The following is a 12096-nucleotide window of genomic DNA, read 5'->3' as shown; positions in this document are numbered from 1 at the left end:
GGCATATCTAGGGTTCATGCTTTATGAGTAAGAAATGTAGAAGGCAAGAAGTTCATTTCAACTTTTTCAACGATTACTCCTGCTTCCTTAAACTGTTCAATGCTATATGGATGATTTTTATAATCCTGACCATAATAGATTTTCTTAATACCGCTTTGTATGATCGATCTACAACAATGCAGACAAGGGAAGTGGGTAACGTACATTTCGGCACCTTCTGTCGGTACACCGAACTTCGCGCATTGCAATAGTGCATTCATCTCTGCATGAATCGTCCTCACACAATGTCCATCAATTACATAACAGCCTTCATCAATACAATGAACACCACCTGAGATCGAGCCATTATAACCTCCAGCGATAATTCGTTTATCTCTTACTATTGTAGCCCCTACAGCTAATCTAGTGCATGTACTTCTTAGGGCAAGCAATTGGCTTTGTGCCATATAATATTCGTTCCACGATATTCGCTGCAACGCTAACCGCCTCCTCTATTTCTATAACCCTAGTGTAGTATTCGTCTATTAAAGAATCAATAAAAACTCTCACTCAAAGCTAATTTGATCTTTCCATTGTTCAATGGTCTTTTCTCCAATTCCTCTTACTTCTAATAACTGTTCCAAAGAAGTGAACGGACCATTCTCTTCGCGATAGGAAATAATGCTTTGAGCTTTCGCAGGACCCACTCCGTTTAACGTTTGTAGCACTGTTTCATCCGCAGAGTTGATGTTAATTACTGTGGTTTTTTCGTCCGCTGGATCACTTGATGCAGTTGCAGGATCCAATTCAAACTTTTCACCTTTCTCAGCAACATATACGATCATCTCATCGGATATTTTTAACGCTTGGTTAACAGAACGAACTTCAGCTCCATCTGTAAAGCCCCCAGCCATCTGTATGGCATGTAACACGCGGTCTCCTTCTTTCAATTCGTAAACTCCTGGACGCGTTACACTTCCTTGCACATCAACCATGATTTCATCCTTTGCTTCGTTGATACCCTTACTATTCCGCTTAGACTTATCGGTGGAAATCGGCGTTTCCGGTTCTATTTGTTTAGGTATTTGTGAGGTATTTGGCATATTTGGTTCACTTTGAAAATAATTCATTAGAGATACAATAATTACAAGGATCAAAAATATGCCACCGCCAATGAACCAGCTCATATTCCGCTTATACTTTTCCATAAATTCACCTTCTTAAATAGGCTTGAACTTGCAAAAAACATATTTGATAAACATCGTGCATAAATTTGAAGGTAGAGGAAGGAGGTTCAGATATGAAGGTTGGAATTATCGGAACCGGAAATATGGGAAGCGTTCTTGCTTCTTCTTTTATCGAATCTTCAGCCATTCAGCCATCAAGGCTCATGGTCACTAACCGTACATTGTCAAAAGCGGAGAGGCTGCAGAATGCCTATCCAAAAATGAAGGTTGGGAATAATCCTGAAGAGATTTTTCGTTTCGCTGAGATTGTGTTTATATGTGTGAAACCACACGAGTTTTATTCGTTGCTTTCTAGCAATAAAAATTCTATCTCTAAACATCAACTGCTCGTTTCTATTACGAGTCCTATTTCCTGTGAACAGTTGGAAGATCTGCTAGATTGCAATATTGCAAGAGCTATTCCGAGCATTAATAACCGGGCACTAGCTGGATCATCTCTTGTATCGTTCGGAAAAAGGTGTCACCCTGATTACAAAGAGAAGCTGCTATCTTTGATGAGCTGTATTTCTACACCACTCGTTATCGATGAAAACATCACTAGAATCTCTTCTGATATTGCAAGTTGTGGTCCTGCGTTTATCGGTTATGTTCTGCAATGCTTTATTAATTCTGCAGTCGATCAAACCGATATCACAAAAGCCCAGGCAACCCAACTCGCAAGCGATATGATCATCGGAATGGGAAAACTACTTGAAAAAGATATCTATACATTACCAACACTCATTCAAAAGGTATGTGTAAAGGGTGGTATCACAGGAGAGGGTATTAAGATTCTGAGTAATGAGGTAGATGAAGTATTCGACCATGTCATTAAGCGTACACACGAAAAATATCATGAAGAATGTGACAAAGTAAGTCAACAGTTTGAAGTGAAAGAAGAACTTAAGTAATTTCTATCGTCATTATAAAACATCTAAAAAAAGAAAGCCGGGATCTAAATCCCGGCTTTCTATAGTTCATCGAACCCGTTTTCATCAGAAACTTTCGTGTATTGTCTCGATTTCTGCTCAAAAAAATCACTTTTTCCTGAATTCACATCAGAGTATGCTTTTATCCAAGGAAGTGGGTTCTTATTGTGATCTGGGTATAGTTTGTTAAAGCCTAATTCGTTCAACCTTTTATTTGCCATGAATTTGATATAAGCTTCTAAATCGGATTCATGAATTCCCTCAAAAGAATTTCCAATTATATACTTACTCCATTTGATCTCAAGCTCAGCAGCTCGGTGAAACGTCTCTTTCGCAAACCTCTCCAGCTCTTCATCTCTTAATTGCGGAGCTTCTTCTATTACAGCCTTGAAAATTTGAGTAAACAGATATACATGCAGCTGCTCATCTCGATTAATATAGTTGATCATCGTTGAAGTTGAGACCATCTTTTGATTTCTAGCTAAATTATAGAAGAAGCTGAATCCAGAATAAAAATTCAATCCTTCAAGAATCACGTCGTAAATAATAGATTTCAAAAAGGATTGAGGGGTAGGATTTTGAAGAAATTCCTGATACCCTTCTACAATGAAATCATTCCTCTCTCTTAGCACCTCATCCGTTTTCCAGTATTCGAATATTTCATCCTGCTTGGACTTTGGTACCAAGGAAGACAACACGTACGAGTAGGACTGATTATGAACGACTTCTTGAAACGATAGAGTAGCCATGAGCGCAGCAAGACTTGAATCTGTTAAATACGCTGCAACCTTGCTCGAATAATCTGTTTGAACACTATCTAAGAACGCCAATAAACCAATAATTTTATTAAAAGTATCTTGCTCTTTTTCACTCAAGTTAACATATTGCTTGCTGTCACTCGACATGTTGATCTCAAATGGCGTCCAAAAATTTGCCAACATGTTTTTATATAAAGGATAAGCCCACTTATATCTCACATCGTCCCAGTTTAATATATTTGAACTCTTCCCGTTTATAATTCCTGTAGATCGATTAGGAGCTTCCACATCATAGATTTTTCTCTCTTTGAGTTGTTCAGCCTCTTTAACTTTCACAGCTTTCACATCCTTCTAACTCAATCGACGTAGATCGGGTATAATAGGTAGTCTTCAAGCCTTTTTTAAAGCTAAGCATATGAAGGTGTAACAGTTCTTTTGCTTTAATGTTGTGATTGACATAGAGATTAAACGAAATGGACTGATCCACATGTCTTTGTCTAGCTGCGTTCTGTTCAATACTCCATGTTTGATCGATTAAGAACGCAGATTTATAAAACCAAGTTGTGTCTGCATTTAAGTCAGGTGCTGTTACAGGTATTTTGTAATTCTTTTTTTCTTCAGAATAGAATTTTTTAAATATCGGATCCACACTCGGCGTTGAATTCGCTATGATCGACGTTGATGAATTCGGTGCAACCGCAATAAGGTATCCATTCCTTAGACCGTGCATATTGACTCTTTCTTTTAAACTACTCCACTCTTCAGAGGAATAGTTACGCTTTGAAAAGTAGTTTCCGGTCTCCCAATCTGAACCTGAAAATGCTGGGTATCTTCCCTTTTCTATCGCAAGCTCACAACTAGCGTTGATTACATGATAATTAATCATTTCATAAAGGTTATCAGCATACGAAACGGCTTCTTCACTTTCCCACTTTATTCCCTCTTTCGCTAAAAGGTGGTGCCATCCAAACGTACCTACACCGACCGCACGATATTTCTTATTTGTAAGTTCTGCTTGAGGTACGTCTATGCGATTTAGATCAATAACGTTATCCAGCATTCGGATCTGAATATCAATGACTCTCTTTAACACTTGATCATTGATCACTTTAGCAAGAGAAAGAGACGACAGATTACAGACTACAAAGTCTCCTGGCGTTTTTCTGATGACAATTTCTCCATCCTCTGCCTCCTCTGACGTGACAACCGTTGCAGACATGTTTTGCATAATCTCTGTGCACAGGTTAGATGCATAGACCATCCCTTTGTGAGAATTTGGATTCAACCGGTTTACAGTATCTCGATAGAACATGAACGGTGTTCCGGTTTCAAGTTGAGACTTCATGATCCGTTTCATGATCTCAATAGCAGGAATGGACTTTTTTGAGAGTCTCTCATCATCTACACAATCAGCATATTTTTCTCTAAAGCTTCCTGATCCAACCGTTTCATCATAGAAATTTTCTAACGAATAGCCTTTGATTTTTCTTACCTCATGAGGATCGAACAGATACCAATCCTCGCGTTTTTCCACGCGCTCCATGAAAAGATCTGGCAGACACACACCTGTAAAAAGGTCATGTGTCCTCATTCGTTCATCACCATTGTTTAATTTTGCATCTAAAAACTCCAAGATGTCTTTATGCCAAATATCCAGGTAGACTGCAATCGCGCCTTGCCTTTGTCCAAGCTGATCTACAGAAACGGCCGTATTATTTAACTGCTTCATCCACGGTATTACACCTGATGAGTTTCCTTTGAATCCTTTTATGTCAGATCCTCTTGCTCTAATCTTACCGAGATAGATACCAAGTCCGCCGCCACCTTTCGAAACAGTTGCAGCATCTGTATTAGAATCAAAGATCCCTCTTAAACTATCGTCGATCGTATCAATAAAACAAGAACTAAGCTGCCCATAACTCTTGCCTGCATTCGCTAAAGTCGGGGTGGCAACCGTCATATAAAGGTTCGAGAGCGCCCAGTATGCTTCTTCGACTAATTGAAGTCTATTCGTTGGATTCTCGTCTCTCATTAAAAACAATGCGATCAGCATCCAGCGTTCTTGTGGCAATTCATAGATTTCGTGGTTGAATCCTTTTGCCAAATATCGATCAGCAAGCGTTTTAAGCCCGATGTATGTAAAAAGCTTATCTCTAGATGGATCGATCATATGTTCAGCTTTCTCCAAATCTTCCTTTGAGTAAGCTGATAGAATGGTATCATCATAGATATTCATACTTACTAACTTTGTAACCAATCCATAGAAGTTCGTATATGGCAGATTTTCTGTCTCCACTCGATTAATCATCACTTCTTCATATAACTGCCTTAAATAGATCTCTGAAGCTACAAATGTCCACTGTGGGTTCTCTGCATTTAATCCATTTAATGCCTCCATGATTAACTGTCTATAAAGTGAGCTGGGTTCTTGTGTATGACTTTCCAATTTCTCCGCGTTTCTTAAAAAATTTTCAGCTTGTATGTTCGGGAAATTTTTGACACAACTCCTCAACCACTCCCCGAGTAAAGAGTTTTCAGTTGTCATTTTCATAGTTTATACACTCCTTAGTCAAAATAAAAACCCTCTTCCATCAGGAAGAGGGTGAAAGAATCACGTTTATTTTGCCAGACAATCGTCCGCATAAAACAGCCGCTGTTCTTTCTCCCAATCCCCGAGGAAAAGAAAATAGGAGTCTTCAGGCAGGTCTACTGGCTTTTGCTTCTTCCTACTTTGGGCCTTCCCATACAGCAGTCATTTCAAAATAACTAATCTGTACAGTGGCTATTCCATTTCGTCCACAATTACAGTTGCGGGGACAGCTTCGGCATTGCACCGAATTCCCTTTTAAGCCGGATAATCCGGCACCTGAATTCTCCATATATAGGTTTGTAATATATACTTTGACACTAAATATAGTGAATGTCAATAAATAATCCATCGTTTATTGTGCGACATATCCACCGTCGATCACAATCGCTTGCCCTGTAACACCTTTCGCATTATCACTTGAAAGAAAGAGTGTGTAATCTGCAATTTCTTGAACATCTAACAATCTTTTTTGTGGAACAAGAGGATAGATGACTTCTTCCAAAACTTTTTCTAACTCTACCTTCCTCGTTTTCGCCAGATCTTCTAATTGCCCTCTTACAAGAGGTGTGTCAACATATCCCGGACAAACCGCATTTACCGTTATTCCATGTGGTGCACCTTCTAAGGCAGCCACCTTCGTTAAACCAATAACTCCATGTTTCGCGCTGTTGTATGCAGATTTTCCCGCAAAACCTACAAGGCCATTAATGGACGCCATGTTGATAACGCGTCCGAACCCTTGTTTCTTCATGATAGGAAATACATGTTTTGTTGCAATAAATGGCGCCGTAAGCATTACACTGATCAATTGCTGGAATTTCTCAGTCGGGAATTCTTCAAGTGGAGATACATACTGCAATCCTGCATTGTTGATGAGGACATCGATGCGTCCGAAATATTTCAGTGTTTCGTCCAACGCTGTTATTATATCTTCTTCCTTGGTCACATTACAGCCAAGTCCGATTGCTACAAGACCATCTTGTGCTAACAGTTGTGCAGATTCCTTTGCCTTCTCATCATTCAAATCACTGATCACAACTTTTGCTCCTTGTTCAGCAAAAGCCTTTGCCAACTGCAAACCGATTCCACTGGCTGCTCCCGTAATAAAAACAACTTTCCCTTCAACAAACGCTCTCATGGAATAATTACTCCTTTTTCAGAAAATGTTTTAAACGATACCAAATCCATAATACAAACCAATGATTACGAACACGGCTATTGTTTTAATGATCGTCATCGCAAAAATATCGATATACGCTTGTTTGTGCGTTAAACCTGTAACGGCTAACAACGTAATAACAGCACCGTTGTGAGGAAGTGTATCCATTCCACCACTCGCCATTGAAGCAACACGATGAAGTACTTCTGTATCAATTCCTAGTTTATCTGCTTGTGCGATATACGTTTCACTCATGGTTGCGAGTGCTATACTCATCCCGCCAGACGCCGATCCAGTAATACCTGCTAACGTCGTAGTCGTAACCGCTTCATTGATCAACGGGTCTTTGATCGTATTTGACATCGCCGAGTTTACTGCAGTAAAGCCAGGAAGTGCTGCGATTACACCACCAAATCCATACTCTGATGCTGTATTTAATGTTGCAAGTAACGCTCCCCCTATGGATAGATTGATTCCTTTATTAAAATTGTTTTTAATTCTCTTGAAAGAGAACAATAGAACGGTTACGATACCAATGATCAAAGCTCCTTCAACTGCCCATACAGCAGCAAGTGTTGGGATCTGAATCTCAGGCACGTTCTTCATGCCAATAGCAGAAAAATCAAACGTCTTACCGTAATACTGAGGAATTAGGACGGTGAACCATTTATTGAACACTCCTACTAAAATAAGCGGAAGAATGGCTATAAAAGCATTTGGCAGATTTTCAGAATCCAGCTTTTCAGGCTCATTCGTATGACCTTCTCCGTATCCTTCACCTTTTGCCGCCGCTTGTCTACGTCTCCACTCAAGGTAGATCATTCCCAAGATGAAAACAAACATCCCTCCGATAAACCCGAGCCATGGTGCAGCCCATGTTGTTGTTCCGAAGAAAGATGTAGGAATTATATTTTGAATCTGCGGACTTCCTGGAAAAGCATCCATCGTAAAAGTAAAAGCACCTAACGCAATCGTACCCGGTATGAGTCTTTTAGGAATATCAGCAAGTTTAAAAAGCTCAGATGCAAACGGGTAGAGTGCAAAAGCAACAACAAATAATGATACCCCGCCATAAGTTAAAATTGCCCCAACAAGTACGATCGCAAGCATCGCTCTAGCAGGTCCGATCAGTTTGATGACAAACTGAGTGATTGATTTTGCGAAACCTGACATTTCAATAACTTTCCCGAATATCGCTCCTAGTAAGAAGACCGGGAAATAAAGTTTAATGAAACCTACCATCTTCTCCATAAATACACCCGAGAAGAAAGGTAATACGTGACCAGGTTCCGTAAGCAATACAGCAAACAATGCAGCGATCGGCGCGAATAAAATAACACTGAATCCTCTGTAAGCTACGAACATTAAAAAGAATAAAGCTAATAAAATAATAATAATGTCCATTTTCAAGTTCCCCCATTCTATCAATTCAATATTTTTGAAGCGCTTTCATTTTTTTGTCATCATCACCTTTCCAAATCTGTTACACCCTGTAGTTTATATGCAAGATTCATGCCAACATTAGAACGTATAATGGGTATACATCATCATATTAATTTTCCGAAAAAACGGAAAAAATAATAGAGATACTTATAGTTTGTGATTTTAGAAAGGTAGAATTACCATAGATGACACTTAAAAATCTCGTTTAATTAATAAAATGAATTATTCCGAGAAAACGGAAGAACGTTCCGTTTTCTCGGAAAAGCTAAGCAGATTATCGAATGTTATATTTTTTTATCTTATCATATAGGTTCGTCTTACCGATGCCTAGATGTTTAGCGACACGCATAATATCGCCGTTCATCGTCTCCAAGTAGTAAGAGATCACATTTTTCTCAGTTTCCTGAACGTGTTCTTTAAGGGTCAGCTGCTTCTTATTGACCCCGAGCTTTTCTTTTAAAAAATCTGGAAAAACATCTAGCGACAATCGGTCACTATGGGTAAGTTGGATGCCTGCCTCAACAAAATTCTTTAGTTCTCTCGCATTACCCGGCCAGTTGTATTCTAAGAATGCTTCTTTTACATCTTCATCGATACTTAGAATTCGTTTACCTGTTTCAGCACAGTTCAATCGAATGAAATTTTCTGCGAGAGGCCAGATATCTTCTTTTCTCTGACGAAGTGGAGGTATTTGGATCTGCAGGACATTTATGCGATAAAACAAATCTTCACGAAACTTATTCTCATTAATCAAGCCTTCTAATGAGCGATTTGTAGCAGCGATCACTCGCACGTTTACTTTTTGGGGTTGAACAGCTCCTACTGGCTCTACTTCTTTTTCTTGTAGAACACGCAGCAGTTTTATTTGCATGCTTTGGGGAAGATCCCCAATCTCGTCCAAGAACAAAGTTCCACCATCTGCAAGCTGAAACTTACCTAATTTTCCGCCTTTTTTAGCTCCTGTAAATGCTCCTTCAGAATAGCCGAATAGCTCAGATTCAAACAGATGCTCTGGCACTGCACCACAATTCAGTTTAATAAAGGGCTTGCCACTTCTTTCACTTAATTGATGAATACTATGGGCAAGCAACTCTTTTCCTGTACCGCTCTCCCCACGAATCAACACCGATAAATCTCCACTGGCAATATTTTTCACATGCTTCTTTACTTTTTGGACTTCTGCTGATGTACCTGCAAAATCATTCAATGTATAGGAAGCACCATTAATTTCTTCCCACTCTTTTTTATAAAAATTGAGTTCGTGAAGAAGGGCTTTTATGTGAGAGTTCATCTTTTTCCATTGCTCTGTATCTCTAAATATGACTGTACCAACAGCTCCTATCACTTTTCCTTCGTTTAGGATAGGAATTCGGTTTGCGATCATATAGTTGCCTCTAATGAACTGAAGGTCCGCAATCTCAACTTTTCCTTGTAAAACGTCTTTGTGCATTTTTGTATTTTCAATTACCTTTGTAACATGCTTTCCTATTACTTCTTTAGGATTTTCGCCAAGAAACTCGCAGTACGTTTTATTCATGTATCGGACGATTCCTTCGTGATCAACAACGACTATCCACTCGTAAGCACTATCGATGATCGTCTCTAGAATATTGTTCTTGAACAATGGATCTTGATCAAACATGTATATATCACCTAATTCTATAGAAATCTTAAGTGTAATTGTAACGCTTCCTAATCAAAAAGACAGCACAAAGGCTGCCTTCTCATCATTTTATTTTTTTCTCGCAACAAATAAGATTCGTTCACTTTCTTCGGTAGGTTCTGTTCCTTTAAAATCGGCGGAGACCTCTAGATGTTCAAAACCACATTCTCTTAACCAATTGCAATAGTCCTCGACGGAAAATGTTCGTTGTGTATGAAGCTCATCATATCGTTCGTATCGTTCTCCATTCTGCATAAAGAAGGATAAGTCGTGTTCCACACTATTTTGAAGCTCACCTTGGTAGCACTGCCATATGTAAGAGAGCTTCTCTTCGTTACTCCCGAAGGTTTGTCCAATAAAGATTTCATTAATCTTATGTAAGGAATGAACATCAAAAAGAAGAAGTCCTCCTGTTTTTAGGTGACTAGCCGCTGAAAGAAAAGTACGTTTCACATCTTCCTCAGTTAAGATGTAATTAAGCGAATCACATAATATCGTGACGCAATCATATACTCCTAGTCCTTCTAACTCTCGCATATCTTGCTGAAAAAGAGAAAGGTTAACCTTTTCAGCTTCAGCTTTTTCCTTAGCGACCATCAACATGTCTGAAGAAAGATCAACTCCGGTAACATCAAAGCCTTCTTTTGCGAGTAGAATCGTCATCGAACCCGTACCACAACCCACATCTAAAAAACGCTTTCCACTTTCTAAATGTTTTGAGGCGGATGTTTTAACAAAGTTAAGCCATTCATCGTATGGAGCATCCTCCATCAACTCATCGTATAGATAGGCAAATCGCTGATAACTCATCTATAAGTTTTGTTGTGGGGCAATGATAGCATCTACATCTATCTTATTGGCATCTCCCCATAATTTCTCAAGGTTATAATAACTGCGGTCATCACGATGAAATACATGAACAACGATATTTGCTAAATCGATCAAAACCCATCTTGCATGGTCATATCCTTCCATTCGGCGAATCTGAATATCATTCTCCAGGGCAACATCTTTTAGTTCCCTTGCAATGGCTTGAACTTGTTTCTCAGAATTACCATGACAGATAACAAAGTAATCTGCTACAAGCGAGATTCCTTCCATATCTAACACGGCAATGTTCTCTGCTCTTTTATCATCTGTGGTCTTTACGACCAATTCCATAAGCTCTTTTATGTTCATCCAGTGCACTCCTTTTTATTTTTTAGTTTAATCTCTTGAAGCAATCCGTTATACGCTTCAAACGTGAGTGGATAGATTTTTTGATTCTGTTTCATTAAAAACGTGATCGTGTTTTTAACGGCCATCAAACAAGCTTGATCAAGATCATTCTCTGCCATCTCTCTAACATTTTCCACACCTGGAAACTGACGGTTCGGCTCGATGTAGTCTGCTAAAAATATCACTTTTTCAAGCTCAGTCATCGCTCCTTGACCTGTTGTATGGTAATAGATAGCACTTAAAACATCTCTGTCTGTTATTCCAACTTCTTTTTCAACTAGAAACGCTCCAACTGGTGCATGCAATACTTCATTTCCATAGTACAACAATTCTTGTGAAAGTCCTTCGCTTCGTACGATATCTCTCATTTCTTCTTTTGGCCGAAATTTAGCATAATCATGAAATATGGCGGCGGTTTCTGCTTTTTTTGGATCCACTCCATATTTCTCTGCTAGGGCAAGACTTGTTTCTTCCACTCCTAACGTATGGATAAAACGGTGCTCTGTAAGCTGTTTTTTCACAATTTCAAGTGCTTTAGTTCGTTCCATAAAGGTGGTTCTCCTTTATATGATTCCAGACCTCATCTGAGACATAGTAACGCATATTCTGACCCGCACGTGATCGATTACGGATAAATGACGACGAGATCTCGATAATAGGTACTTCTACATGCTTTACTCGATACCTCTCCCAATGATGATCAACGGCATATCCTGCACGAACAACACCCGCAAAATCAATAAGGTCTTTTAACTCTTCAATTTTATGCCAGCTGCTTAATGAATGAACCATATCTCCACCCATTATAAAAGTGAAGTTTTCTTGGGGATATTTCTCCTTCAAAAGGTGTATCGTATCAATAGTATATGAAGGTCCACTTCTCTCAAACTCAAGCAAAGAAAGGGAAAATTGCTCATTGTTACCAATTGCTTTATGAACCATTTCTATTCGGTGCATATCAGAGACTTCATTGTCTTTTTCCTTATGAGGAGGCGTAGAGGAAGGCATCCACCACACTTCATCTAGATGCAATTGAGTTAATGCCTCTTGAGCGATAAGCATATGTCCGATATGTGGTGGATTAAACGTGCCTCCAAAAAGTCCAATTTTTCTATTCATACCTATGTCACT

General features: G+C 39.1%; 12 protein-coding genes and 1 riboswitch. Of the genes, 1 reads left to right on the top strand and 11 read right to left on the bottom strand.

What is annotated here, in order from left to right; genetic code table 11:
- Positions 1 to 14: 14 nt before the first annotated feature.
- The gene (locus H9648_RS10230) at positions 15 to 476 is read right to left on the bottom strand and encodes a ComE operon protein 2 (protein WP_066396327.1); all 462 of its coding nucleotides are present in this window, start codon (positions 474 to 476) and stop codon (positions 15 to 17) included.
- A 69-nt stretch (positions 477 to 545) separates the two neighbouring features.
- Entirely contained in the window at positions 546 to 1187 is a 642-nt protein-coding gene (locus H9648_RS10225; RefSeq protein WP_191753769.1) for a helix-hairpin-helix domain-containing protein, read from the bottom strand.
- Between the two features lie 92 nt (positions 1188 to 1279).
- On the opposite strand from H9648_RS10225, the gene comER reads away from it, so the two are divergent.
- Complete coding sequence (gene comER, locus H9648_RS10220) at positions 1280 to 2116, top strand: late competence protein ComER (RefSeq protein ID WP_191753768.1); 837 nt, start codon at positions 1280 to 1282, stop codon at positions 2114 to 2116.
- 59 nt (positions 2117 to 2175) lie between these two features.
- Here comER and H9648_RS10215 read toward each other — a convergent pair whose 3' ends face one another.
- The 9 genes from H9648_RS10215 to H9648_RS10175 form a co-directional block, all read right to left on the bottom strand.
- Positions 2176 to 3228: a ribonucleotide-diphosphate reductase subunit beta gene (locus H9648_RS10215; protein ID WP_191753767.1), complete on the bottom strand. Its 1053-nt coding sequence runs from the start codon at positions 3226 to 3228 to the stop codon at positions 2176 to 2178.
- Positions 3218 to 5443, bottom strand: a complete 2226-nt coding sequence (locus tag H9648_RS10210) for a ribonucleoside-diphosphate reductase subunit alpha (protein ID WP_191753766.1) — start codon at positions 5441 to 5443, stop codon at positions 3218 to 3220. Before H9648_RS10210 ends, H9648_RS10215 begins: the two co-directional genes overlap by 11 nt.
- Before the next feature lie 131 nt (positions 5444 to 5574).
- Positions 5575 to 5777, bottom strand: a riboswitch (cobalamin riboswitch).
- Between the two features lie 57 nt (positions 5778 to 5834).
- Positions 5835 to 6620, bottom strand: a complete 786-nt coding sequence (locus tag H9648_RS10205; RefSeq protein WP_191753765.1) for a 3-hydroxybutyrate dehydrogenase — start codon at positions 6618 to 6620, stop codon at positions 5835 to 5837.
- Positions 6621 to 6650: 30 nt separating this feature from the next.
- A complete protein-coding gene (locus H9648_RS10200) occupies positions 6651 to 8045 on the bottom strand; it encodes a GntP family permease (protein WP_191753764.1) in 1395 nt (464 codons plus the stop codon).
- Between the two features lie 313 nt (positions 8046 to 8358).
- Complete coding sequence (locus H9648_RS10195; protein ID WP_191753763.1) at positions 8359 to 9726, bottom strand: sigma-54 interaction domain-containing protein; 1368 nt, start codon at positions 9724 to 9726, stop codon at positions 8359 to 8361.
- 90 nt (positions 9727 to 9816) lie between these two features.
- Positions 9817 to 10557, bottom strand: a complete 741-nt coding sequence (locus H9648_RS10190) for a class I SAM-dependent DNA methyltransferase (RefSeq protein ID WP_191753762.1) — start codon at positions 10555 to 10557, stop codon at positions 9817 to 9819.
- Positions 10558 to 10926, bottom strand: coding sequence for a ribosome silencing factor (gene rsfS, locus H9648_RS10185; RefSeq protein ID WP_191753761.1), 369 nt, complete (start codon positions 10924 to 10926; stop codon positions 10558 to 10560).
- Positions 10923 to 11513 (bottom strand): bis(5'-nucleosyl)-tetraphosphatase (symmetrical) YqeK, encoded by a 591-nt coding sequence (gene yqeK / locus H9648_RS10180; protein WP_191753760.1) that lies wholly within the window; start codon positions 11511 to 11513, stop codon positions 10923 to 10925. The genes rsfS and yqeK overlap by 4 nt, the downstream gene beginning before the upstream one ends.
- On the bottom strand, positions 11500 to 12084 hold the full coding sequence (locus H9648_RS10175) for a nicotinate-nucleotide adenylyltransferase (protein ID WP_191753759.1): 585 nt from the start codon (positions 12082 to 12084) through the stop codon (positions 11500 to 11502). The genes yqeK and H9648_RS10175 overlap by 14 nt, the downstream gene beginning before the upstream one ends.
- Between the last annotated feature and the right edge of the window lie 12 nt (positions 12085 to 12096).

The sequence above is a fragment of the Fictibacillus norfolkensis genome, assembly GCF_014836645.1.
Lineage (GTDB): Bacteria > Bacillota > Bacilli > Bacillales > Fictibacillaceae > Fictibacillus > Fictibacillus norfolkensis.
The sequence above is the reverse complement of the archived record's forward strand: the minus strand, read 5'-3'. Positions and strand labels throughout refer to the sequence as shown.

Coding starts and splice junctions, on each gene's coding strand:
- rsfS (WP_191753761.1), bottom strand. CDS start 10,926: ATGAACATAAAAGAGCTTATGGAATTGGTCGTAAAGACCACAGATGAT.
- H9648_RS10210 (WP_191753766.1), bottom strand. CDS start 5,443: ATGAAAATGACAACTGAAAACTCTTTACTCGGGGAGTGGTTGAGGAGT.
- H9648_RS10200 (WP_191753764.1), bottom strand. CDS start 8,045: ATGGACATTATTATTATTTTATTAGCTTTATTCTTTTTAATGTTCGTA.
- H9648_RS10175 (WP_191753759.1), bottom strand. CDS start 12,084: ATGAATAGAAAAATTGGACTTTTTGGAGGCACGTTTAATCCACCACAT.
- yqeK (WP_191753760.1), bottom strand. CDS start 11,513: ATGGAACGAACTAAAGCACTTGAAATTGTGAAAAAACAGCTTACAGAG.
- comER (WP_191753768.1), top strand. CDS start 1,280: ATGAAGGTTGGAATTATCGGAACCGGAAATATGGGAAGCGTTCTTGCT.
- H9648_RS10195 (WP_191753763.1), bottom strand. CDS start 9,726: ATGTTTGATCAAGATCCATTGTTCAAGAACAATATTCTAGAGACGATC.
- H9648_RS10205 (WP_191753765.1), bottom strand. CDS start 6,620: ATGAGAGCGTTTGTTGAAGGGAAAGTTGTTTTTATTACGGGAGCAGCC.
- H9648_RS10225 (WP_191753769.1), bottom strand. CDS start 1,187: ATGGAAAAGTATAAGCGGAATATGAGCTGGTTCATTGGCGGTGGCATA.
- H9648_RS10190 (WP_191753762.1), bottom strand. CDS start 10,557: ATGAGTTATCAGCGATTTGCCTATCTATACGATGAGTTGATGGAGGAT.